The 24,809-nt window shown below is 43.6% G+C and carries 15 protein-coding genes; 9 read left to right on the top strand and 6 right to left on the bottom strand.

The genetic code is table 11. The annotated features are described in order from the left end of the window. Window positions 1-35: 35 nt before the first annotated feature. The 9 genes from BM156_RS19275 to BM156_RS19235 all read left to right on the top strand — a co-directional run bounded on the left by BM156_RS19275 (window position 36) and on the right by BM156_RS19235 (window position 15,215). The gene (locus tag BM156_RS19275) at window positions 36-1,289 is read left to right on the top strand and encodes a 4Fe-4S binding protein (protein WP_093921545.1); all 1,254 of its coding nucleotides are present in this window, start codon (window positions 36-38) and stop codon (window positions 1,287-1,289) included. A gap of 72 nt (window positions 1,290-1,361) precedes the next feature. After that, window positions 1,362-3,242, top strand: a complete 1,881-nt coding sequence (locus BM156_RS19270; RefSeq protein WP_170847017.1) for an outer membrane protein assembly factor BamB family protein — start codon at window positions 1,362-1,364, stop codon at window positions 3,240-3,242. Next, window positions 3,239-5,617 (top strand): NAD(P)H-dependent oxidoreductase subunit E, encoded by a 2,379-nt coding sequence (locus BM156_RS19265; RefSeq protein WP_212733562.1) that lies wholly within the window; start codon window positions 3,239-3,241, stop codon window positions 5,615-5,617. Before BM156_RS19270 ends, BM156_RS19265 begins: the two co-directional genes overlap by 4 nt. A gap of 230 nt (window positions 5,618-5,847) precedes the next feature. Beyond that, entirely contained in the window at window positions 5,848-6,930 is a 1,083-nt protein-coding gene (locus tag BM156_RS19260) for an SGNH/GDSL hydrolase family protein (protein WP_244525764.1), read from the top strand. Between the two features lie 33 nt (window positions 6,931-6,963). Continuing rightward, entirely contained in the window at window positions 6,964-8,532 is a 1,569-nt protein-coding gene (locus BM156_RS19255; protein ID WP_093921541.1) for an FAD-dependent oxidoreductase, read from the top strand. A gap of 3 nt (window positions 8,533-8,535) precedes the next feature. Beyond that, a complete protein-coding gene (locus BM156_RS19250; protein WP_093921575.1) occupies window positions 8,536-9,648 on the top strand; it encodes an outer membrane protein assembly factor BamB family protein in 1,113 nt (370 codons plus the stop codon). A gap of 54 nt (window positions 9,649-9,702) precedes the next feature. Further along, window positions 9,703-11,004, top strand: coding sequence for a glycosyltransferase family 4 protein (locus BM156_RS19245; RefSeq protein ID WP_093921540.1), 1,302 nt, complete (start codon window positions 9,703-9,705; stop codon window positions 11,002-11,004). A gap of 138 nt (window positions 11,005-11,142) precedes the next feature. Further along, window positions 11,143-11,847, top strand: a complete 705-nt coding sequence (locus BM156_RS19240) for an ABC transporter ATP-binding protein (protein WP_093921539.1) — start codon at window positions 11,143-11,145, stop codon at window positions 11,845-11,847. 134 nt (window positions 11,848-11,981) lie between these two features. Further along, window positions 11,982-15,215 carry an ABC transporter permease gene (locus tag BM156_RS19235; protein WP_093921538.1) on the top strand — a complete coding sequence of 1,078 codons (3,234 nt, stop codon included), beginning with the start codon at window positions 11,982-11,984 and terminating at the stop codon, window positions 15,213-15,215. 925 nt (window positions 15,216-16,140) lie between these two features. Here BM156_RS19235 and BM156_RS19230 read toward each other — a convergent pair. The 6 genes from BM156_RS19230 to BM156_RS19205 form a co-directional block, all read right to left on the bottom strand. Next, on the bottom strand, window positions 16,141-17,460 hold the full coding sequence (locus BM156_RS19230; RefSeq protein WP_093921537.1) for a citrate (Si)-synthase: 1,320 nt from the start codon (window positions 17,458-17,460) through the stop codon (window positions 16,141-16,143). Window positions 17,461-17,497: 37 nt separating this feature from the next. Next, window positions 17,498-18,766 (bottom strand): NADP-dependent isocitrate dehydrogenase, encoded by a 1,269-nt coding sequence (gene icd, locus BM156_RS19225; RefSeq protein ID WP_093921536.1) that lies wholly within the window; start codon window positions 18,764-18,766, stop codon window positions 17,498-17,500. A gap of 2 nt (window positions 18,767-18,768) precedes the next feature. Then, entirely contained in the window at window positions 18,769-20,001 is a 1,233-nt protein-coding gene (locus BM156_RS19220) for an isocitrate dehydrogenase (NADP(+)) (RefSeq protein ID WP_093921535.1), read from the bottom strand. Between the two features lie 21 nt (window positions 20,002-20,022). After that, complete coding sequence (locus BM156_RS19215) at window positions 20,023-22,284, bottom strand: aconitate hydratase (RefSeq protein ID WP_093921534.1); 2,262 nt, start codon at window positions 22,282-22,284, stop codon at window positions 20,023-20,025. Window positions 22,285-22,611: 327 nt separating this feature from the next. Continuing rightward, window positions 22,612-23,370 carry a phosphosulfolactate synthase gene (locus BM156_RS19210; protein ID WP_093921533.1) on the bottom strand — a complete coding sequence of 253 codons (759 nt, stop codon included), beginning with the start codon at window positions 23,368-23,370 and terminating at the stop codon, window positions 22,612-22,614. Window positions 23,371-23,372: 2 nt separating this feature from the next. Beyond that, window positions 23,373-24,791, bottom strand: coding sequence for a tetratricopeptide repeat protein (locus BM156_RS19205; RefSeq protein WP_093921532.1), 1,419 nt, complete (start codon window positions 24,789-24,791; stop codon window positions 23,373-23,375). Between the last annotated feature and the right edge of the window lie 18 nt (window positions 24,792-24,809).

Below are 24,809 nucleotides of genomic sequence, written 5' to 3'. Positions count from 1 at the left end.
ATCTGCTAACTAAAAAACTGATGAACTGACAACGAATGAACCGACTATCAAAGATATTTTTTACCCTCTCTGCCATTATTCTTAGCATTCCTGCCTGGGCGCAGCAGCGCTTTCCAAAACCGGAGTTTGAGACGGGTTATGTGCAGCCTGCAACGAGTCAGACTTCACCACGTTTGCTGTTTCTGGAGTACCTGGATGTTTTTGTGTTAATGGCGGCTTTAGCTGTTGCCACTTGGTTTGTGGTTAAAAAGAGATCACGTCGGGGCGTAATGTGGACTTCGGTGTTTTCCCTGTTATATTTCGGATTTTACCGCGAAGGATGCATATGCTCAATCGGGGCAATTCAAAACATCACCTTGGCGATTTTCGATCCAGCTTATGTGTTGCCATTGACAGCCCTGTTATTTTTCCTTTTACCCTTGGTGGTTAGTCTGTTTTATGGGCGAACGTTTTGTGCAGGGGTGTGTCCGCTTGGGGCAATCCAGGATTTAGTGGCTTTTCGTCCCATTGAGCTACCAAAATGGTTGCAGAAGGTTTTGGGAATGATACCGTATCTGTATCTCGGATTGGCGATTTTGTACGCTGCTACTCGCTCAGAATTTTTGATTTGCCGATACGATCCTTTCGTTGGTTTTTTTCGCTTCGATGCTGATTTCCAAATGCTGTTGCTGGGAGGACTGTTCTTGCTGGTGGGGATTTTTGTTGCCAGGCCTTATTGTCGGTTCTTTTGTCCATATGGCGTTTTGTTGGGCTGGATGTCCACCTTCTCTAAGAAGCATATGCAAATAACGCCGAGCAATTGTATCCAGTGTAAGTTATGTGCTAATTCCTGTCCTTTTGGTGCAATTGAGAAGCCTGTGGAAGAAGAGGGAAATCGCCGAACAAATGTCCAGCGACTAATGACTTATTTATTTTTCATCCCACTCTGGATTGGAATCGGCGGATTAGCGGGATCTGCTTTGCATGTTCCGTTGGCTAAGTTCAATAAAACCGTTTACCTGGCTGAGCAATTGGTCGTTCATCCGGAATTCAAACAAGATCCGGATCATTTGGATGCTCGTGCATTCATGCAATCCGGTAAGTCGATGGATACATTGGTTGAAGAGGCTAAAGCAATTCGCAGCCAGTTTTATTGGGGTGGTTGGTTATTGGGTGGTTTTATGGGCTTGGTGGTAGGCCTGACTTTGGTGAAACTAGCTTCTCATCGAAATCGGAAAGATTATGAACCAGATAAAACAAATTGCTTAAGTTGTGGGCGCTGTATGGATTATTGCCCGGTGAAAAACTAACGATATTTAGGATTGACCATTTACAATTGAGAACAAATGCTGGTCAATTCGAAACTTGGAACTGTCAACTTTATGGAAGGAAAAGATAAATTGAAACAAACAGATAAATTAAAGCTAGCCCGGATAATTGCTTGGGGTGCTGCAATTTTTAGCTTGATTGTCAGTGTGATGCTGATTGCGAATTACCTTCAGCTAAAAATGGTTGATCCGCTGGAAAGTCCTGCACTAAAACTATTGGTGGAGCAATTGCATGAAAACCCAAATGATGATGTTCTGAAGGAGAATATTCGCGCGCTCGATCTGCTGATCCGTAAGGCTTATTTTACCAGTCAATGGCAAATTCGAACAGGAGCTTACCTCTTAATTTTTGGCGTGTTGGTGTTTGTTTTAGCCGTTCGGTATCAAAAGTCATTGCGTTCGGGTTTGGAAGAGTTGGAAAGCATTGAAAAAGATCCTTTCCTTGATAAGCAGTTAGCTCGGAAATGGCTGGTGTTCTCCAGTGCAGGTTTCTTTGTTTTGGCTTTGTTGGCTGGTTTTTCATCCTCCAATATTTTGGATCAATATGAGCCAGAGACTGTGGAAGAGAAACTGGCTGATAATCAAGTTGAGGTGATCGAAGTCCAGCCTGTAGCTACTCCCGAGCCAGTTGCTGCAGAACCTGAAGTTGAGGAGTCTCCAGATGAAAATCTTGCAACAGAAACGGAGGAGGAGCATGCTGAGGAAGCAGAGCCAGTTGCTGTTAAAGAGGAAAAAGCAGCTGATCCTACCTCAGCAGAAGTTCAGCCTGCAATCCCTTCCAAAGAAGAATTTAGGAAGAATTATCCATTCTTTAGAGGTCCGGATGGCGATGGCATCAGTTATAAAATGAATGTGCCTGAAAAGTGGGACATGGCTAGTGGTGACCAGGTTCTTTGGAAAGTGAAAGTGCCAAAGCATGGCTATAACTCGCCAATTGTCTGGGGTGATCAATTATTTGTTTCCGGGGCTGACCAAGAGGCTCGGGAAGTGTACTGTTATCATGCGACCTCGGGTGATTTGCTATGGACAGCACAAGCCAATCAGATTCAGGGATCACCAGCAAAAATGCCTAAGGTAACAGAAGATACCGGTCTGGCTGCACCAACCATGGCAACCAATGGGCAGGCAGTATTTGCCTTGTTCGGAACAGGCGATCTGTTGGCAACAGATATGAATGGAAAACGAGTCTGGGCTAAGAATTTGGGAGTTCCCGATAATCATTATGGTCATTCTTCATCCCTGATCATTTTTAAAGATAAGCTTATTGTGCAATATGACACCAACCGTGGCTCCAAAGTGATGGCCCTGTCAACAGTTGATGGCTCCACTCAATGGGAAACCACACGCAAGGTGAATATTTCATGGGCATCTCCGGTTTTGGCCGATGTTGAAGGAAAACCTCAATTGATCTTGACTGCAGACCCATTGGTGGCTGGTTACGATCCGGAGACAGGAAAGGAATTGTGGACAGTAGATTGCATGATGGGAGAAGTTGGGCCTTCGGTAGGATATACTAATGGCGTTGTTTATGCGGCCAATGAGTATGCTATTCTGGCGGCGATAAAGATAGGAGCAACTGCTGAGGTGATTTGGGAAGAGAGTGAGTACCTTCCCGAGGTGGCCAGCCCTTTGGCGGTGGATGGCTTTTTGCTGATTGCAACCAGCTATGGCGTGGTGGCTTGTTACAATGCCACAGACGGAACCAAGTATTGGGAGCAGGAATATGCCGATGGCATTTATGCTTCTCCGGTATATGCCGAAGGGAAAGTGTATGTGATGGACATGGGAGGAAATTTGCATGTGATCCGTTTAGGGAAAGAATTTGAGTTAGTTGCTGAATCTGCTCTTGGCGAGAAAGCTGTTTGTGCTCCCGTGTTTGCCAATGGCAGAATGTATCTTCGAGGATTCGATCAACTTTATTGTATTGGAAAATGAGCATGATGACAGACGATGTACAACATATAATTTCGAAGGTTGATGAGATTGTCCGGGAAAAGGGAAATACCAAGCGGGCATTGATTCCTATTCTTCAGGCTATTCAAAATACATTTAACTATTTACCCGAAGAAGCTTTGCGACGGGTGTGTGAGACCACTTCAATTACGCCTGAGAACATAACAGGTGTTGCCAGCTTTTACTCACAATTTCGAATGCAGCCTGCTGGTCGTCATATGATTAAGGTTTGCGTGGGAACAGCTTGCCATGTGAAAGGAGCCATGCAGGTTTACGATGCCTTTAAGCGTCATTTTAAACTAAAAGAAGGTGAAGAAACAGATGCTTCGGGAAGCTATACCTTGGAGAAGGTGTCTTGCCTCGGCTGTTGTACATTGGCTCCCGTTGTTCAGGTTGATGATGTAACTTATGGGCATGTGACGACGGATAAAGTTGACTCGGTTATTCAGGATTTTGAAAGCCAGGTTGGTAAGGTGGGAGATAAGCGAAAGTTCCGTCATGCTGATGGTCGTGAGTTTCAGGGCGAAATTAGGATTGGTCTGGGATCTTGCTGTGTGGCGAGTGGTAGCGAGGAAGTCAAGAAAGAGGTTGAACGAGCAATTGATGGAACAGGCATTAACCTGCACCTGAAGAATGTGGGCTGCGTGGGGATGTGTCACCAAGTGCCCTTGGTTGAAGTGGTGGATGAGCAAGCACAGCATAAATTGTATGCACGTGTAAAACCGAATGAAATACCGGATATTATTCATGCCCATTTTAAGCCCAAAGGGTTGGTTGGGAAACTCAAAGCCAAAGCTTACGATTGGTTGGAGAAAATGCAAACCGATGAAGTTTGGGAGGGAGTGGATCGCTATGCTATTGATGTGCGGGAGGAGATGGTGTCCAGCTTTTTGGATCGGCAGCTTCCGATCGCCACGGAGCATCGGGGTGTCATAAATCCACTGGACATGGATGAATACAAACGCTTTGGTGGATTTGACGCTTTGAAGCAAGTGTTGCAAATGGAGCCCAGCGAGGTGATTCAAACAGTAAAAGAAAGTGGCCTTCGTGGACGAGGTGGTGCCGGCTTTTTAACGGGACTGAAGTGGAAATTCGTAGCTCGGGAAAAAGGCGAAAAGAAATATTTGATTTGCAATGGCGATGAAGGAGATCCGGGGGCATTTATGGATCGGATGTTACTGGAATCGTACCCTTACCGAGTGATTGAGGGGATGCTTATTGCCGCTAAGGCCGTGCAGGCAACAGATGGTTATTTTTACATTCGGGCTGAATATCCGCTGGCGGTAACCCGCATTCGTCAGGCTTTGATGAATTGCCGCGAGCAAAATTTGTTGGGTGCGAACATTCTGGGTTCAGATTTCAATTTCGATATTCAAATTTATGAGGGGGCTGGTGCTTTTGTTTGTGGCGAAGAAACTGCGCTGATGGCTTCCATTGAGGGAAATCGGGGATTCCCAACGATCCGTCCACCTTTCCCGGCACAGCGCGGGTTGTGGGGACAGCCGACCTTGATCAATAACACCGAAACATTTGCGCAAGTTTCATACATCATCCGGAGAGGGAAAGAACATTTTGCAGGAATTGGAACGGAGCAGTCCAAAGGAACGAAAGTATTTTCCTTGGCGGGCAAAGTCAATCGGGGAGGGTTGATTGAGGTTCCCATGGGAATTACTATCCGTCAAATTGTTGAGGAAATTGGTGGTGGTGTTCAAAATGGGAAGAAATTTAAAGCGGTTCAAGTGGGAGGGCCATCTGGCGGCTGTATTCCTGCTTCTTTGTACGATACGCCAATCGATTACCAATCGCTCATTGAAGTTGGTGCGATGATGGGATCCGGCGGCTTGGTGGTCTTGGATGAAGATGATTGCATGGTGGATATTGCCCGTTACTTTTTATCTTTTACCCAAGAAGAATCCTGCGGCAAATGCACATTCTGTCGAGTGGGAACAAAACGGATGCTGGACATCCTGAATAAAATTACTTCGGGAAAGGGAACTTTGCAGGATTTGGAGGAGTTAAAATATTTGGCTGAATGGACGAAAAAAGGTAGCTTGTGCAACCTGGGAAAATCAGCTCCCAACCCAATTATCACAACCTTGCAGTATTTTTACGATGAGTATGAAGCACACATTCATGGGCATTGTCCTGCGGGTAAGTGTACTGAAATGATTGCCTATTCGATTAATGACGAATGTATTGGCTGTACCAAATGCGCACAGAAATGTCCGGTGGAGGCCATTCGTTTTGAGCCTCATAAAAAACATGAGGTTATTGTTGATCGGTGTATAAAGTGTGACGCTTGCCGGCAGGTGTGTCCGGTTGATGCAGTAGAAATTATAAGTAATAAACAAGAATAAGAACAGGCTTAAAACTAATGACAAAAGGTACTGATCAAGTCTGAAAGGGGTGTAGCTGGGATAGTACAATGCTCAATTTTGTGCTTGTTTTCTAGGCTTTTTGGTCTTAGTTCTAAACTTTAACCAGATGAAACGAACATGAATTTTTATTCTTCAAAATCACAAACAAAAGGAACTAAACTTCATCGGGAGTTTTATCGAATACAAATGAAATAGACAACTTTAATGAGATGAAAAAAATTATTGTAATGATTATGGTGGTATTGTCAGGAACAAGTTTTGGAGCAACCACTTCTTTAGATAGCCTCAAGTATGTTAATGCAGATGAATTTCCCTTGTTGGGAAAAGGGTTTGAAGACACGCAAGCTCGGTACCAACGTTTACCTGCTGGTTTAGAGGGCGTGACACGCCCTTCGGTGTGGTCTTTGTTACAAAATTGTAGCGGATTGGCCATTCGTTTTCGAACAAATTCAACAGCAATTGCCGCCAATTGGGAAGTTACTGGTGATGTGGTCATGAATCACTTTACCATGACCGGAATCAAAGGGCTTGATTTGTATTGCCTAAAAGATGGGAAATGGCAGTTTGTAAACTCGGGACGTCCAACGGGAAAGGCAACAAAGACAATGATCATCAGGAATATGACCGGAGAGATGCAAGAATACATGCTTTATCTTCCGCTTTATGATGGGCTGAAAAGCCTGGAAATTGGTATTGAGCCAACGGCTGCAATTGAGCAGCCTCAAGTTGATTCACCTAAAAAAGGCAAGCCGGTGGTTTTTTATGGAACCAGCATTACACAAGGTGGTTGTGCCACGCGAGCAGGAATGTCTTACCCAAATTTGCTTTCCAGAATGTTGGATAAAGAAATCATCAACTTGGGATTTAGTGGAAATGGACAGTTGGATTTGGAAGTGGCTGAAGCAATGGCAGGAATTGATGCTTCTTGTTTTGTCATCGATTGTTTGCCCAATGTGAACGTTGCTCAAATGAACGAAAAGTACGCCAAGTTCATCGATCTGGTTCGCGAAAAGAACCCTGATACACCAATTTTACTGGTCGAAACCATTCTTTTTCCGCATATGTATTTTGATCAATCAGTTTATCAGCTGCTGAAGGATAAGAATGAGACCTTGGAACGCATTTACAAAGAGCAGAAAGCAAAAGGTGATGATTTGATCTTTTATCAGGAGAGTGACAAATTGATTGGACCCGATCAGGAAGCTACGGTTGATGGCGTGCACCTAACAGACTTGGGCTTTGTTCGGATGGCAGAAAATCTCTATCCGGTTATTAGTACGCTTATCCGTTAAGGAAATATTTTTTGGACGATCAACTGACCCGCTATGGTTAAACTAAGAATCAATAACCAACCCATTGAAGTAGCCGAAGGAACGACTTTGTTGGAAGCTGCCCGACAATTGCAAATTGCAATTCCTACCATGTGTCATATGGAAGGATCGGGGCATTTTACATCCTGCATGGTGTGTTTGGTCAAGGATGTTTCCAATGGGCGGTTGATGGCTTCCTGCTCCATGCCAGCCATGGAAGGAATGGAAATTATTACGGATGATGAGGAGTGTCGCGAATCACGAAAAGCATCGCTTGAGTTGCTTTTGAGTGAGCATGTTGGTGATTGCGAAGCTCCCTGTCAGTTGGTTTGTCCTGCTCATATGAATATCCCGCTGATGAATCGGCTGATTGCAGCGGGAGATTTTCAAAAAGCTATTGAGGTTGTCAAGCGTGACATTGCTCTTCCTGCAATTTTGGGGCGGATCTGCCCGGCTCCATGCGAAGCTGGCTGTCGGCGAAAATCAATTGATGGTGCTGTCTCAATTTGTTTGTTGAAGGGCTTTGCAGCAGATGAGGAGTTGGAACAGGATTTTGTTCCTGCGACACCAAAGGCGCCTTCGGGCAAGAAAGTAGCGATTGTGGGAGCCGGACCCGCAGGTTTGGCTGCTGCCTTTTACCTGAATCGCTTTGGACACCAGACCGTAATTTTCGACAAAAACGGAGAGGCTGGTGGTGAACTGCTTCATTTGGATGAAGCACTTTTGCCGGCAACCATTCGAAAAAAAGAAATCGATCGGTTCATTAAGGCAGGTGTTGCCCTTCAGTTAAACAAAGAGGTCGATGCTGCTTTGTTTGAGCAGTTAAAAGCAGATTATGATGCAGTTGTTTTGGCCGTTGGCGCTCAAGCATTGGATTGGACACAGCTGGGCTTGACCACGTCGAAAACGGGAATTGAGGTTGATAAGTCAGCTTATCAGACTTCAGCAGAACATGTCTTTGCAATAGGGAATGCACTTCGTCCGTCGAAGCTGGCTGTTCGGTCGGTTGGACAAGGCAAGGAGCTGGCTTTTATTTTGAATGAGTACTTTGAAAAAGGAAAGGTCAGTGCTTATCCGGAGCGTTTCAACTCAAAGTTTGGCAAGTTTCAGGAGAATGAAATTCAGGAGTATTTGAAGGAATCTGTTGAGTTGGAACGGCAGGAGGCAGGCAGAGGAAAAGCTGTTGGTTTTACGCGCGATGAAGCGGTGGCCGAAGCTAAGCGCTGCCTGCATTGTGACTGTCGGAACCCTGAAAGTTGCCAATTACGAAACCTTGCCAATGATTTTGGTGCAGTCCAGAAGCGTTTTCAATACAGTGAGCGCTTGCCTGTTCGAAAGGAATTTGCGCCGCAGGGAATTGTGTATGAAGCGGCGAAATGCATTAAGTGCGGCATTTGTGTTCGATTGACACAACAGCATCAGGAAGAGTTTGGCTTTTCGTTCATTGGGCGTGGATTTGATGTGAAAGTGGGAGTTCCGTTTTCTGAGTCGGTTGAAAAAGCATTGACCAAAACTGCCTTGCTGGTTGCGGAACATTGTCCGACCGGAGCACTCTCGAAAACTGAGATAGAAGAACAATTATAGAAAATGACACGATTTACTTTAGTTCTCATTTTAAATTTGTTGGTGGTTGCAGCAGTTGCTCAGCCTGCCTGGTCTATATTTCGGGGCAACCAGCAACTTACCGCTTCAGTTGACGCAAGGCTTCCGCAGCAACTGCAGCTGCTGGCTTCATTTCAAACGGAAGACGATATTAAAGCGTCGCCTGTTGTTCTTGGGGGCATTATTTATTGCGGCTCTACCGATGGCTTTTTCTATGCGTTCGATCTAAACGGGCAATTGAAGTGGAAGTTTGATGCCGGGAATTCAATCGAAGCTCCGGCAATCCTGCTGGATGGTAAGGTTATTTTTGGTTCACTTGACGGATGGTTGTTTTGCCTGAATGAAGCGGATGGCAAGGTGGTATGGAAGTATAAAACCGATAATCAGATCATCGGTTCTGCAAACTGGTACAAGCATGGCGAGCAGTCCATTCTTGCAGTTGGTAGCTACGATTATTATTTGCACGGAGTTAATTTGGCTGATGGTGCTCGTCGTTGGAAATATGAGTCTGATAATTTCATTAACGGAGCTCCGGGATTGTATAAAAATGCCGTTGTTTTTGGAGGATGTGATGGCTTTTTACATCTGGTCAGCCTGCAAACAGGCAAGCTGGTTCGGAAAATTGAATTGGCAACTTATGTGGCTTCATCGCCTGCTATTGTTGGGCAAGAGGCTTATATTGGTGATTATGAAGGGCGTTTCTTTGCCGTTAATTTGGAGCAGGGAAAGGTTCGATGGACTTACGATAATCCCGATAAAAACCTGGCTTTCATTGCGTCGCCTGCTGTTGCTGACGATTTTATTGTATTGGGCAATGAAGACAGGCAACTCTATTGTTTCAACCGACAAACAGGTGATTTAGCATGGACTAAACGTTTGTCAAATAGGGTAAATGCCTCCTCGGTAATTGTTGGTGACAAAGTGGTTACAGCAACCATGGATGGCTTGCTGTACGTACATTGCTTAGAGACAGGAGAGGAACTGTCGACTTATGAAATAGGCGGACAAATTGTGAGTTCGCCGGCCGTCTATGATGGAAAGATAATCATTGGAGCCAATGATGGCCGGATATATATCTTGGGGAAGAAGGTTTTGTAGGAAAGTGGAATCACGAGTTCTACGATGCTTTTAAAAAACAATTAATTTAATCGTATGAAAATCGCTCATGTCATACCAGGATCAGGAGGCAGTTTCTACTGCGGTAATTGTTTGCGCGACAGTAAATCCATGAGGGCTTTACAGGCTTTGGGACAAGAAGTGGTAAAAGTCCCCTTGTACCTTCCGCTGTTTGAAGATGGCCATGATTTGAATGAGGTCCCGGTGTTCTATGGCGCTGTTGATATTTATCTGAAACAGCGTTTCCCGGTGTTTCGGCATATGCCAGCTTTCGTCGATAAAATGCTAAATTCCAAGTCGGTCTTACACCTGGCAGCCCAGAATGCCGGATCAACACGCGCCAAGGGCTTGGAAGAAATGACTGTTTCCATGTTGCTGGGAGAAGAAGGATTGCAGCAAGATGAGCTGGAGCGTTTGGTTGCCTGGTTGCGTGATGAGGCTCGTCCGGATGTTGTGCATTTGTCAAATGCACTGTTGCTTGGCTTGGCCAGGCGAATTAAGCAGGAAATGAATATTCCGGTTGTTTGCTCTTTGCAGGATGAGGATGTTTGGGTAGATGTAATGAGTGATCAGCACCGAGAGGAAGTTTGGCAGTTGATGACGGAGCGTGGGCATGAAGTTGATGCTTTTGTGGCTGTTAGCGATTTCTATGCCACAGTGATGCGTAAACGCATGCAAATACGACCAGAGCAGCTTTTTATCAATCACATTGGGGTGGATGCTTCAGATTATTCGGTGCGCCCAGTTGATCAAAAAGAACCGATGATTGGCTATATCTCTCGCATGTGTGAAGAAAATGGCTTGGGAGTGTTGATTGATGCATTTGTCGAACTGAAAAAAGAGACTCGGTTTGATGTGGTGAAATTGAAAATCACAGGAGGAAAAACCAATGATGATACCGATTTTATTCGCCATCAAAAGAAAAAACTGGTAAGCGCCGGAATTGAATCTGATGTTTTGTGGGTTGAGGAGTTTGAAGGACCGAGCCGGCAGGAATTCTTTGATTCAGTTGCTTTGCTGACTGTCCCTGTGCTGAAGGGAGAAGCATTTGGTTTATATTTATTGGAGGCTTTGGCTTCCGGTATTCCAATTGTTCAGCCTGCTTTGGGGGCATTCCCCGAAATCATTGATTTATCAGAAGGAGGAATGACATATCAAGACAATACCTCGGAGTGTTTGGCAAACACGTGGAAAAGTATCATTCTGGATAAAGAAAAATTGGCCGCTTACAGCGCGAAAGGCCTTGAAGGGGTGAGGACCCATTTTGATGTTCGGCAGCAAGCAGAAAAATTGGTTGATATTTATGCGCGTACCGTAAAAAGTTCAATAGTTCGTTGATGTTTCGTGTTTTGAAGGTCTGAGGAGTCTTCGTGAAATGCTCTACATTAATGTAGAATCAATGTCTGAGAGTCGATATCAGAAAATCTAATGATCTATTGAAAAGGTGCTTGGGATAAAATAAAAAACAAAAAAAGAATGCTTGAAGTAAAATCACTAACCAAAAGCTTTAGTTCCGGAGCAGACAGCCGGAGGACTATTCTGGATGAATTAAATCTAAAGGTGGAAGCAGGAGAACGAATTGCCATTGTTGGACCTTCCGGTTCAGGAAAAACGACCCTATTGAATATGTTGGGAGCACTTGATCGTCCGGACCATGGAGACGTGTTGTTGGATGGAGATTCGGTTTTTAGCAAAGATGACCGGCAACTGGCTCATTTTCGGAATCAATCCATCGGCTTTGTATTTCAAATGCATCATTTGTTGCCACAGCTAAACCTGTTTGAAAATATTTTGCTGCCTGTGCTTGCTCAGCAGGCGGAAGTTGATTCTTCAACCCGCGGACGAGCATTGGAACTGACCCGAAAATTGGGTATTGATCACCTGCTAAAGCAAAAGCCGGGGCAACTATCCGGAGGCGAATGTCAGCGAACAGCAGTGGCTCGGGCTTTAATCAATCAGCCTAAAATAGTCCTTGCCGATGAGCCAACGGGAGCCCTTGATCAGGCGTCTTCAAATCAGTTGGCCGATTTACTTCTTCAGTTGAATCAAGAGGAACAGACTTGTTTGATTGTTGTGACCCATTCAATGGAGCTGGCATCGAAAATGGATAAGATTTACCGATTGGAGAATGGGAAATTGAAACAACTTCAAACGCTTTCAAACAATCTCAAACTTTCTTAAACAACCTGAAACTTCATACTAAGCACAAATGAATGAAACTCCAAGGCAAGGAAAATTGACACGCAGGCTAAGGATTAAATAGCTTATTTTGTCTCGTGTCTTGATTCTAATGTCTTGGTTCTAATTTTAAACGAATGAAAGGATTGAGTTACGCCATAAAGTCATTGCTTCATTATTGGAAATTGAATTTGACCATTGTATTGGGAGTGGCATTAAGCACAGCCATTCTGGTTGGGGCATTTGTTATTGGCGATTCGGTATCCTACAGTTTGAAGCAAATCACCTTACAGCGTCTGGGAAAAACAACTTGGGTTGTGTCGGGAGGAGAACGTTTATTCCGAGAGGAATTAGCCCAGGCAATTGCGAATCCGGAAATGAAAACGGCTTCATTATTATTTGCCAATGGAATGGCTGTTCTGAACGGTGGTGATGCTCGGGTCGGGCAATTGCAGGTTTGGGGAGTTAATGATGATTTTAACCGCTTTGCGAAAACGGATAGCTTATTTTCACTGACTGGTAATGAGGTGGTTGTTAATGAACAGTTAGCAGGAATGCTGGGAGTGAAAATTGGTGATGAGTTTTTGCTGCGTGTTAACAAGCTAAGTGCCTTTCCAGCGAATACGCCTTTTGTTTCGGCCGATGAATCTTCGGTCGCCTTTCGGGTGAAGCTAAAGGGAATTGCAGGACGTGAAGCAACAGGAAACCTTAACCTACAAGCGATTCAATCTGTTCCGAAAAATATTTTTATAGGCAATGATTTTTTGTGTCGTCAAATGCAACTAGAGCATCGAGCTAATGTGCTATTGGTTGGGGGAGAGGAAATAACCCGAGGGCAATTAGCGGATCGGCTTACAGCCAGTTGGACCGTTGAGGACCTGAATTTGATTGTTCGCGAAAATCAGGAGTTGGGATATACTGAACTGATTTCGGATCGGGTATTTATTGATCCTGCCATTGCATCTTCACTGTTAAAAGAGGAGTCGGGAAGTTATCCTGTGTTCTCTTATTTCGTTAATGAATTTGAGTGCAGACAAAAGCTTACACCTTATTCGTTTGTTGCAGGACTGCCCAAGTCAATGAAAGCAATTCCTACGGATGGGCTTATTTTAAACGAATGGCTTTCGGAGGATTTGCAAGCTCAACTTGGCGATACCATTACGCTACGTTATTTTGAAGTGGGGCCTTTACGTCAGTTGATCGAACAAGAGATTGATTTGCAGGTTGCTGAAGTTGTTCCGATGGCGGGCATTTATGGCGATGTAAATCTTATGCCGGATATTGCTGGTTTGTCGGATGCCGGGCATTGTAGCGATTGGGAAACAGGTGTACCGGTTGACTTGGCCTCTATTCGGCCAAAAGATGAGGTTTACTGGAATGACTATAAGGGAACCCCAAAAGCTTTTGTTAGCTATGAAACGGCAAAAAAACTGTGGCAAAATCGTTTTGGTGAGGCTACAGCTATTCGCGTGGATGGAGCTAATCGCAAAGGTTTTGAGCAAGTTTTACTAAATACATTGAGTCCGGAAAGCGTTGGCTTTGAACTTAAGAATGCCAGGGAAGATGGTTTGCAGGCAGCAGGACAAGGAGTCGATTTTGGAGGTTTGTTTATTGGCTTAAGCTTTTTTGTGCTGATTGCCGCTTTGCTTTTGGCCTACCTGATGTTTCAATTGTATTTGGGATTTCGACGCCTGGAAATTGGCACGTTGCATGCGCTTGGTTTTTCTGCTGTCCGAATTCAAAAGTTGTTTTTTGTTGAGCTGGTTTTGATTGTTGCCTTTGGCACTTTGCTTGGAATTCCGCTTGGTCTGGCTTACAACAATTTGATCATGGAAGCCATCAATACAATCTGGCGGGATATTGTTCGAACTTCAATTCTGGATATTTACATTACACCAGCTGCAATCATTCAAGCTGTGGGGGCTGTGATTTTTATTAGCCTGTTGAGTGGTTGGTTGATCCTGAAAAAGTATGCACGTGAAACCGTTGTGCTTATGCAGCAAGGGGCAAGAAGAAAACAACGATCAGGAAAGCTGTCGCTCTGGTTGGGACTTTCGCTGGTTGTCGGTTCTTTGGCTCTGATGCTGAGTCAGGGAGTTGGAGAAGAGCTTAATGCTGAAGTATTCTTCATGAGTGGGTTTGGTTTAATGCCTGGCTTGATTCTTCTGGTTGATTTTTACTTTCGCAAGCAGGGCAATAAAAGCCAGGAGAACTTTGCTTTTTCAGCCTATGCCAAAAAATTGGTTCTGGGTGACCGGAAACGCAACATGTTGATTATTGGTTTTTTGACAGTGGGAGTGTTTTTAGTGCTTTCCACAGGCCTTAATCGTAAGGATCTAAGTCGGAATGCTGACAAAGCTTCTTCAGGAACCGGCGGATACACATTTTTTGCAGAAACCAGCTTCCCGGTTTTAGTTGATTTAAACTCCAAAGAAGGCCGATTTGAATTGGGATTGGAAGAATCAGCAGCTTCTTTTTTACAATTGCAGGCAGCGGTTGGTGATGATGCCAGCTGTTTAAATTTGAATCGTGTTAAACGCCCCCAGATTTTAGGAGTGGATCCCATGAAGTTAGATGATAGAGGTGCTTTTTCTTTTGTTACTAAAACCGATGAGGTTTCGGAGGAACATCCTTGGGAAAGCTTAAACAAGATTTTGGCGAATGGCCAGATTCCGGCCGTGGCTGATCAAACTGTGATTCAATGGGGACTGGGAAAAGCCATTGGCGATACCTTGGTGTATCAAAGCGAAACCGGAGAGCAACTTGTTTTAAAGCTGGTGGGCGGATTAGCGAACTCGGTCTTTCAGGGTAACCTGCTAATTGCTGATCAATATTTTTATTCAAATTTTCCATCTGTGAGCGGCTCACAGGTCTTTTTGATTGATGCGCCTGAAGTTGAGCGCGAGCCTTTGCAAAAGGCATTTAGAAACTATGGAATTGATTTGAGCTTGGCTAAAGATCAGCTGCTCCTTTTTTATCAAATCGAGAATACCTATCTGAATATTTTTCTGATGCTTGGCGCATTGGGCCTACTCATTGGAACGCTTGGCTTGGGCATTGTTATTTTCCGCCGAATCTATGAGAGCCGGACTGAATATGCCTTGTTACTTGCCCTTGGTTACCGGAAGCAGCAAGTGCGTAGAATGGTTTTAAAAGGGAACATGCAACTTGTTGGCATTGCTTTGCTTTTAGGTTTAATTCCAGCCGTATTGTCCGCTTTGCCGGCCTTGAAATCTTCCTTGTATACAGGTTTGATTATTTGGGCAATGGTCATTGTTGGCTTGGTTTTGCTTAGTGCCTGGCTTTGGGTTTTTCTTGCCAATCGAATGGTTTTTCGCGGTAAACTGATCGAAACTTTACGTAATGATTAAGGCTTCCGGGAGGTAAGGTGCTGAAATCGAGAATAAAAACCTATGAAGCAAGCTTGAGATGGCTTTTACTTGTTTTTCTTTGGCATTAAGAAACTTTAGCCAACGAATGATACAAAACAATAATGGGAACCACTCGGAATGAATAGCTCCCATTCACTACTGAACAACCGGAGTTGTTTTTCGTGTCAGGTTACTGTTATTTTGACTGGCTGATGTCTGATTCGGAAATCTGACGATTCAGCCCTTGGCTGTCTGGTTCTGTGTGTTACCACGTTCCCTTCTAGCTGTCCGTTCAACAAACCGTTAAGGATGTTTTCCCGGACGAAGTTTTTGATCGCTTTTGAGCAATTAGGGTCTTACGATCTTCCTTGCTTCAAATGTCGATGCAGTTTAGCTTGCGCTTCTTTCATCTCTTGTTTTCAGGTGGAATCTCTTCCGGTTGAAAACAGCCATCAATCATAAAACGACTTGGTAACCTGCCAGGGCAGGTCGTTTTTCGTTTTAATTAAGCTTTTAAAGAACTTGTCTTTGGTTGCTTAAACTTCGGCTCTTTTTGATGTGCAAACCCGGAGGTTTGATTGATTCGACGCTGGTTCAACTAAGTACTTTTGTCTCTTCCACATCTTTGGAGCAGTCTTTTATCGCTCACCTGATACAATCAAAATTAGCATATCAAAGGCATATAAGTCAATAGTTTTTAGGGTTTTAAATTCACTTTGAATTCACGGGAGATATCAACAAATGTTAGTAAGCTTTGGATGCCTTATTAGGTCTACTTTCTAGAGGTTTATTTATTGAAAATCAGTGTAGTTATTAACAGTTTTAGGAAGGTCGTTTTATTAGATATTGACAAAACGAGGCGGATGGAAATGAAAAATGCCCTCGAAAAGAGAGCATTTTTTTTATTGTAACTATTTGATTGTGATTAACAAGGTCCTTCTTTTTCTCCTGCTTTTTCGTGGTACCATTTCAATGGGAATGATGATGGACGCTCGATTGGTAGTCCGTACAAACGATCCATAACCAAGCTGGCCAATACGCCAAGGGCACGTGAAACACCAAAAAGAACGGTGTAGAATGAGTGCTCTTTGACTCCATAGTAGTACAATAATGATCCGGAGTAAGCGTCAACATTTGGCCAAGGATTCTTCACTTTGCCGGTTGCTTCTAAGATTGGAGGAACTACGCGGTGAAGGGTATTAACAATATTAATCAGTTTGTCATCCTTGATGTATTTCTTGGCAAATTCTTGCTGAGCTGTAAATCGTGGATCCGTTTGACGCAGAACCGCATGCCCGTATCCAGGAATGACACGTCCTTCACTCAAGGTTTTCTTGGTGTAGGCAACGATGTCTTCTTCGCTAGGATTATCATTATCCAGCTCCTGAATCATATCAAAAATCCAGTTAATAACCTCTTGGTTGGCATAACCATGCAAAGGACCAGCTAATCCGAGCATACCTGCAGCGTAAGCATAATAAGGGTTGCTTAATGCAGAACCCACCAGGTGAGTGGTATGTGCTGAAACATTTCCCCCTTCGTGGTCGGCATGGACAACCATGTAAAGACGCAACAAGCGTTTTACTTCTTCAGTATCGTGCCCCATCATGTGTGCTAAGTTTCCAGCCCAGTCAAGTCTTGGGTCTGGTTCAATATGATGGTTGTTATGGAAATTCCGGCGGTAAATATAAGCTGCAATGCGTGGAAGGCGTGCAATCAAGTTCATAACATCTTCGTAGGTGGTATCCCAGTAGTGTTTTTTATGAACGCCAGCGCGGTAGGCCTTTTGAAAGATAGAGTCGGTGGCCATACTCAGAATTGCAGCACTGAATTGAGTCATTGGACGCGATGTCAATGGAAGTGAATCGATGACATCAAAGACATGTTGAGGGACGTAAGCTCTTGTAGCCCAGTCTTTGCTGATATTCAGGACGTCGTCGCGGTCAGGAATTTCGCCAATAAGCATCAGATAAAACAGGCCTTCAGGAAGGGGTTCTCCCTCCGGGTTAAGGCGGGGGAGCTTTTCGCGCAACTCAGGAATGGTGTAGCCACGAAAGCGAATTCCTGTGTTTGGGTCCAACTTAGAGGTATCCGTAATCAAACTGGGGACTCCCTTCATTCCGGTCATCACTTGCCCAATTGTTACGTTCGCAATTACTTTATCACCATGCTCATTCTTGAGCTTCTGGTACTCGTTAATGCATTTGCTTGCTTTTTGGTAAAACTTGTTCTTAATGTACTCCATCTTTTGATCGTATTTAAGTTTTGATTTTTCTTATAAGTTAGTGAATATTTCTAATTATTTCATCAGCAAACTCAGTAGTTGATAGGAGCGTAGAGCTCTCCATCATGGCATGCAAATCTGAGGTCACCCTGCGCTTAGCAAATGTATGCTCCATCGCATCAAACACGTGCTCGGCTGCTTCATGCCAGCCCAGGTATTCCAACATCATAACACCAGAGAGGATTAGAGAACTGGGATTGGCTTTTCCTGTGCCTGCAATGTTGGGAGCTGTTCCATGAGTTGCTTCAAAAATGGCGAATCCACTTTGATAGTTAATATTCGCACCTGGAGAAATTCCAATTCCTCCAACCATAGCGGCCAATTGATCTGATACATAGTCACCATTCAAATTCATGGTTGCAATAACCGAATGATCATAAGGATGCAATAAGCTATCCTGTAAGAATGCATCGGTAATGACATCTTTGACAATGACTTTGTCCTCCTTCTTGGCTTGTTCCAATGCTTTTTGGGCATCTAGCTGACCTTTTTCTGATTCGATTTGCTGATACTGACGCCAGGTAAAAACCTGATTGGCAAATTCTGTTTCAGCTAAATCATATCCCCAATTTTTAAAGGCTCCTTCTGTAAATTTCATGATGTTGCCTTTGTGTACCAAGGTCACAGAAGGAAGTCTTCGGTCAATGGCATATTGAATGGCTGCGCGGATTAGTCGCTCTGAACCATCTTTGGAAATTGGTTTTACGCCAAATGAAGAGTTTTCAGGAAAACGAATTTGAGTGGTAATACCCATTTCATTGACCAAAAAGTCAAGGAATTTTTCTGTTTTTTCTTCTCCAGATTGAAACTCAATACCTGCGTAAATATCTTCCGTATTTTCACGGAAAATGTGCATGTCAACCATTGATGGGTAACGAATGGGAGAGGGAACGCCTTTGAACCAGCGCACGGGGCGCAAACAGACATATAAATCAAGCGTTTGTCGCAAGGCAACATTCAAGGAGCGAATTCCTCCTCCAACGGGAGTTTCCAGCGGTCCTTTAATTCCAACCAGGTACTCTCGAAAGGCTTCGAGCGTTTTTTCCGGAAGGTACTCGCCAGTACTGTTAAAAGCTTTTCCTCCGGCCAGAACCTCTTTCCATTCTAACTTACGTTTTGAGCCATATGCTTTGGCAACAGCTGCATCTAAAACTTTTTGGGAGGCAGTTGTGATGTCTTTCCCAATCCCATCGCCTTCGATAAAAGGGATGATGGGCTGATCGGGAACCTTAAGAATATCATTCTCTAGTGTTATCTTCTCTCCCATATTTAGTTCATTGTTAAACGATTTTTCAAGTTATTATCAATCGCACTCAGAAATTCTTCTGTAGTCAGATAGTGCTCTTCCTTTAGCTCTTTTCCGTGAATGATTAAAGCTAAATCTTTCGTCATTTTTCCACTCTCAACGGTTTCGATGCATATGTGCTCCAAGGTATGAGCAAAGTCAATCAGTGCTTGATTGTCATCGAGTTTTCCCCGGAATGCCAATCCTCTGGTCCATGCAAAAATGGAGGCAATGGGATTGGTTGAGGTTGGTTTTCCGTTTTGGTGCTGACGGAAGTGGCGTGTAACCGTTCCGTGGGCAGCTTCAGCTTCCATGGTTTTTCCATCAGGAGTAACCAGGGTTGAAGTCATCAAGCCCAGTGAGCCAAAACCTTGAGCAACCGTGTCAGATTGAACATCACCGTCGTAATTTTTACAAGCCCAAACAAATCCACCTTCCCATTTCATGGCTGCAGCTACCATATCATCAATCAATCGGTGTTCGTAGGTAATTCCAGCAGCTTCAAATTTCTCTTTGAATTCTTCGTTGTAAACCTTCTCAAAAAGATCTTTGAAACGGCCATCATATTTTTTTAAGATTGTGTTTTTGGTTGACATGTATAACGGCCAGCCTTTATCCAAGGCTTGATTCATACAGGCTCTTGCAAAACCAATAATGGATTCGTCCGTGTTGTACATGGCCATGGCAAGCCCATCTCCTTCAAAATCATAAACATCGTATGATTGTACTTCTCCGCCATCTTCAGGTGTAAAGGTGATCGTCAGCTTTCCCTTTCCTTTGGTTAGGAAATCGGTTGCCCGGTATTGATCACCAAAGGCATGACGGCCAATACAGATGGGTTTTTTCCATCCGGGTACCAAGCGGGGAATGTTATTAATGATGATAGGCTCACGGAATACGGTTCCTCCTAGAATATTCCGAATGGTTCCGTTGGGCGATCTCCACATCTTTTTTAAGTCGAATTCGGTAACACGAGCTTCATCGGGGGTGATAGTCGCACATTTGATGCCAACGCCATATTTTTGGATGGCATGAGCTGCATCTACTGTGATCTGATCATCTGTTTCGTCTCGCTTTTCCATACCAAGATCATAATACTTGATATCGAGGTCAAGGTAAGGGAAAATCAGTTTTTCTTTAATAAATGACCAAATAACCCGGGTCATTTCATCTCCGTCCAGCTCTACGACTGGATTTGCTACTTTGATTTTTTCCATTTTCGGGTGCCTAAATTTGTATTAGTTATTTTGTTGTTTGATTAAATTCAATGCTGAGCCGGCTTTGAACCAGGCAATTTGCTGATCATTGTATGAATGATTTAGCTGAATTGTTTCTTTTGATCCGTCTGCATGACCGACTTCCAACGTCAAGGATTTATCTGGAGCAAATGCTTCAAGATCTACAAAATTGAAAGTATCATCCTCTTGGATTTTATCGTAATCAGCTTCATTGTCAAAAGTTAAAGCCAGCATTCCTTGCTTTTTCAGGTTGGTCTCATGAATCCGGGCAAAAGACTTAACGATGACTGCTTTCACTCCAAGATGTCGAGGTTCCATAGCGGCGTGCTCGCGTGAGGAGCCTTCTCCGTAGTTGTGGTCACCAACAACTACCGTTGGAACATTGGCAGCTTTATAAGCCCGTTGTACTTTCGGAACTTCATCATATTCCCCTGTCAGTTGGCTCTTAACGTCGTTTGTTTTGCCGTTGAAGGCATTGACGGCACCAATCAGCATGTTGTTGGAGATGTTGTCCAGATGGCCTCTAAAACGTAACCAAGGTCCGGCCATTGAAATGTGGTCAGTGGTACATTTTCCTTGCGCTTTAATCAGCAAGCGGGCTCCTGTTAAGTTTTTGCCATCCCATGGCTCAAAAGCTGATAAAAGCTGCAACCGGTTTGAGTCTGGAGCAACAACAACTTGGACCGATGCTCCGTCTTGAGCTGGCGCTTGGTAACCGGCATCTTCTACGGCGAAACCTTTGCTTGGCAATTCTTCTCCTGTTGGTGGTTCCAGGCTAACTTCCTCTCCAGCTTCATTGATTAACTTGTCAGTCAGTGGGTTGAAAGTCAGGTCGCCAGCGATGGCCAGTGCTGTTACCAGCTCTGGAGATGCAACAAATGCGTGTGTATTTGGGTTGCCATCTGCTCGTTTTGAGAAGTTACGGTTGAACGAGTGGACGATGGTATTCTTTTCTTCTTTTTCAGCTCCTGCACGGTTCCACTGACCAATACATGGGCCGCAGGCATTGGCAAAAACGCTGGCTCCAATTTTGTCAAAAATTGAGATGAATCCATCGCGCTCAATGGTGTAGCGGACTTGCTCAGACCCAGGAGTAATGGTGAACTTGGCTTTTGTCTTGAGCTTTTTGTCCACTGCTTGTTGCGCCAATGAGGCTGCTCGTGAAATATCTTCGTAAGATGAGTTGGTGCAAGAACCAATCAGCCCAACTTCAATTTTAGTTGGCCAGCCGTTTTCTTTGGCTGCTTCAGCTACCTTTGAGATAGGAGTTGCCAGGTCTGGAGTGAATGGGCCATTCAGGTGTGGTTCCAGTTCATCTAAGTTGATTTCGATAAGTTGGTCGAAATACTTTTCAGGGTTTGCATAGACTTCTTCGTCAGCAGTCAGGTGCTCCTGAATGTTGTTGGCCAGGTCAGCCACTTCGGCTCTTCCGGTAGCGCGCAGGTAGCGTTCCATGGATTCGTCGTAACCAAAAGTAGAAGTGGTTGCGCCAACTTCGGCACCCATGTTGCAGATTGTTCCTTTTCCGGTGGCAGAAAGTGATTTGGCACCTTCTCCAAAATATTCGATAATGTACCCAGTTCCTCCTTTTACGGTAAGTAGGCCGGCAACTTTCAGAATAATGTCTTTAGGAGCTGTCCAACCACTAAGTTTTCCAGTTAGTTTAACACCAATCAATTTCGGGAATTTCAGTTCCCAAGGCATTCCGGCCATAACGTCAACGGCATCGGCGCCACCAACACCAATCGCGACCATGCCTAATCCTCCTGCATTTACGGTATGCGAGTCTGTTCCGATCATCATTCCACCTGGAAAGGCGTAATTCTCAAGAACAACCTGGTGGATGATTCCAGCTCCTGGTTTCCAAAAACCAATGCCATATTTGTTTGAAACTGATTCCAGAAAATTGAAAACTTCTTTATTCGTTTCGAGGGCAAATTTTAAGTCGGTACGTCCACCAACACTTGCTTGAATTAAGTGGTCGCAATGGACCGTGGACGGAACAGCAGTTTTTTCCTTCCCTGAATTCATAAACTGCAATAAGGCCATTTGGGCTGTTGCATCCTGCATGGCAACGCGATCAGGAGCAAAATCTACATAATCAACTCCTCGCTTGAAATCCTCTACTTTTTCAGGATTGAAAAGGTGAGAATACAGAATTTTTTCAGAAAGAGCGAGTGGCCTTTTTAATACTTTTCTGGCCTTTTCTATACGAGGGCCAAAATTCCCGTAGGTTTTTTTTATTAAATCTAAATCAAACATATTATGGTTTTTTAAACGATTGTTATTCGGGGGTAAAATATTTTCACCTTTCTTAACAAAAACAGGGCCTAAAGGTTTCCAGTAAAGGCCTTAAGATATCAAAAAAACAGCGATAAAATATGTAACTATTTAGATGTTTTATAGGTTAGCGATTAATTTAGAATTAATAAAAAGAAGGATATCTGTCAGGAAATCATTCTGAAATTAAGCTAATAATGATCCTTTTTTGAGTATGTGGCGTTGGAGGGGCCGAAAAAGGAGGGGAGTAGAAATAAAAAAACCACCGCAAAAAGCGATGGTTTTTATGCTGATAAAAATGTTTTTTTCTTAGGGCAAAAAGCTCAGAAGCGTGTCGCCACGCAAACCACGTCGAAGTGTTTCCAACGGAATTACTTCGGTATTGGAGATATTTCCGAGATTAACGTTTGGCCCTAATAACTTAATGAACCAAACTTGCTGGCTTTTTAAGGGGGCTTCCCATAAAATTTCAGCGGTATTGATCTCTTTTTTGATATCCATAATCAGGGTGCTGTTGGCCGAGCCATCTTCGTTGTAGATGCCCATGTTGCCGCTTTCGCGGGCTTCGGCAATTACTTTCCAGGCACCGGCTTCCAGTTCTGTTTTCATCCACGAAACCCATTCGGCATTGCTAATTTCTTTGCCTTTAAGTTTTGTTCCAACTTCAGAGAATATTTGGAAGTCTTTGGATAATTCCCGGATGTATTGGCATTTTTTATCGTGGTCGATGGGTAAGACGCCATCTGAAATTTCGGCTGTTTCAACTCCTGAATTCTCAATGAATCTGCGGTAGTCATCAAATTGGTTACGGGCAATAAAAGCTTCAAATAAGGTTCCACCAAAGTAGGGTTTAATTCCCGCTTCTTGGTAGCACTTAATTTTATCTTTTACATTGGGTGTTAATAGCCCGGTTCCAAAACCCAGTTTTACAAAGTCAGTATATTCTGAGGCAACTTCGCATAAATCTTCTGCTTGTCTGAGGCTTAAACCTTTGTCCATAACCATAGTCAAGCCTGATGAGCGCGGTCTTTCAGGTCGTTCAGGAATAAACGGTAAGTTGAAATTCATTATTAATATTTGGTTGATTGGTATTCTTTTATGAGTTGTTTGATGGATTCATTTTGTTGGGCTTTAGGATAGTAGTCAAACAGATCCCGGTAGCCATTGAAGTCGGCTTTTAATGCAATTTTTAAGTAATCAGTTGCCGAGTGTTCTTCATTGTTTTCAAGAAGATATGCCGTTAAACGGTAATTGATATCTGAATCACCTGCAATGATTTTTTGAGCTTTTTTCAGAATGTCAATAGATTTTTGAAGCATGCCTCGTTCGTATTGCATTTCTGCATAAGCAATCCATCCTTCCCGGTTATCCGGGTCAAGTGTTGTGGTCATGTCAAAAGCCGACTCCGCCTGATCGTACTGGTTAAGTTCATGGTTAATTTTTCCATACATTAACCAGAAATCCGGGTTTTCATCATCTAGCTTAATTGCTTTTTTAATGAGGATTTGGCTTTCTGAAAGCTGGTTTTCAATCCACATAATAAGCCCCGAACCATACCAGGCATTGGAGTTATTTTTATTCAGACGAATTGCTTTTCGGTAATAAACCAGCGCTTCATTGTACTGCTCCAGGTTTAAGTAACACTCTCCCATGTAGCAATACGCATCATCATTTTCTTGGTCTTTTTCAAGGTATTCCTGGTAGCATTTAATGGCTTCCTCATGCTGATTGTTGTTCGATAGAGCGTTGGCTTTATTGAACAAAGCTTGCACGAAGTCTTCATTGAGGGCTATCGAAAAATCGTAAGCTTCAATGGCTTTTTCATGTTTGCCGATGCGGTTGAAGGTAATTCCCAGGTTGTACCAAACAGAAGCGTTGAACGGGTCAATATCCAGGTACTTGTTGTAATAGTTGATGCTTTTGTCGTCCAAACCATCTTTATCACAATAGTAGGCTAATTCGTACAGGACTTGCTCATTTTTAGGGTTAATCTGGTGAGCTCGCTCCAAAAAGCTAACAGCTTTCTTGGTTTCTCCAGCCTGACCAAGCGTGATGCCAATATTGTAAAGCAATTCGTCCTCTTCGTCGTAGTTGTGGAAAATTGACTGTTCATAGGCTTCAATTGCTTCATCAACCATTCCAAGCATAATTAAGGCCGAGCCTTTGATCAGGTAGATGTCGGCATTGCTGTCTTCAATTTGTTCAATAACTCGAATAATATCCAGAGCTTCTTCAACTTTGCCATCGACTAAAAGTAATTGGGCTTTTTTAATTTGAAGTGCAATGGAAGACGGATGAAGCTCTAAGCCATTGTCAACAGCTATGTTGGCCATGCTTATTTTTCCTTCATCCAGAAAGTAGTCAACAATTCCTTCTATTTCAAAAACATCAAAATAGCTTGTTCGCTTGTCTTTCACCATCTGCTTGAAGCGCCTGACGGCTTCTCCAATTTCCTCACTGTCGTAAAAATCCCTTGAATCTTCTTCCATAGAATCCCAAAAATTGCA

Origin of the sequence: Sunxiuqinia elliptica (genome assembly GCF_900113005.1) — a bacterium.
GTDB lineage: Bacteria > Bacteroidota > Bacteroidia > Bacteroidales > Prolixibacteraceae > Sunxiuqinia > Sunxiuqinia elliptica.
Note: the sequence above shows the minus strand (reverse complement) of the source record. Positions and strands in the feature narration are given on the sequence as shown.

What these genes read in the sequence shown, in the direction of transcription:
- BM156_RS19275 (WP_093921545.1), top strand. Translation starts at nt 36, where the DNA reads ATGAACCGACTATCAAAGATATTTTTTACCCTCTCTGCCATTATTCTT.
- BM156_RS19270 (WP_170847017.1), top strand. Translation starts at nt 1,362, where the DNA reads ATGGAAGGAAAAGATAAATTGAAACAAACAGATAAATTAAAGCTAGCC.
- BM156_RS19265 (WP_212733562.1), top strand. Translation starts at nt 3,239, where the DNA reads ATGAGCATGATGACAGACGATGTACAACATATAATTTCGAAGGTTGAT.
- BM156_RS19260 (WP_244525764.1), top strand. Translation starts at nt 5,848, where the DNA reads ATGAAAAAAATTATTGTAATGATTATGGTGGTATTGTCAGGAACAAGT.
- BM156_RS19255 (WP_093921541.1), top strand. Translation starts at nt 6,964, where the DNA reads ATGGTTAAACTAAGAATCAATAACCAACCCATTGAAGTAGCCGAAGGA.
- BM156_RS19250 (WP_093921575.1), top strand. Translation starts at nt 8,536, where the DNA reads ATGACACGATTTACTTTAGTTCTCATTTTAAATTTGTTGGTGGTTGCA.
- BM156_RS19245 (WP_093921540.1), top strand. Translation starts at nt 9,703, where the DNA reads ATGAAAATCGCTCATGTCATACCAGGATCAGGAGGCAGTTTCTACTGC.
- BM156_RS19240 (WP_093921539.1), top strand. Translation starts at nt 11,143, where the DNA reads ATGCTTGAAGTAAAATCACTAACCAAAAGCTTTAGTTCCGGAGCAGAC.
- BM156_RS19235 (WP_093921538.1), top strand. Translation starts at nt 11,982, where the DNA reads ATGAAAGGATTGAGTTACGCCATAAAGTCATTGCTTCATTATTGGAAA.
- BM156_RS19230 (WP_093921537.1), bottom strand. Translation starts at nt 17,460, where the DNA reads ATGGAGTACATTAAGAACAAGTTTTACCAAAAAGCAAGCAAATGCATT.
- icd (WP_093921536.1), bottom strand. Translation starts at nt 18,766, where the DNA reads ATGGGAGAGAAGATAACACTAGAGAATGATATTCTTAAGGTTCCCGAT.
- BM156_RS19220 (WP_093921535.1), bottom strand. Translation starts at nt 20,001, where the DNA reads ATGGAAAAAATCAAAGTAGCAAATCCAGTCGTAGAGCTGGACGGAGAT.
- BM156_RS19215 (WP_093921534.1), bottom strand. Translation starts at nt 22,284, where the DNA reads ATGTTTGATTTAGATTTAATAAAAAAAACCTACGGGAATTTTGGCCCT.
- BM156_RS19210 (WP_093921533.1), bottom strand. Translation starts at nt 23,370, where the DNA reads ATGAATTTCAACTTACCGTTTATTCCTGAACGACCTGAAAGACCGCGC.
- BM156_RS19205 (WP_093921532.1), bottom strand. Translation starts at nt 24,791, where the DNA reads ATGGAAGAAGATTCAAGGGATTTTTACGACAGTGAGGAAATTGGAGAA.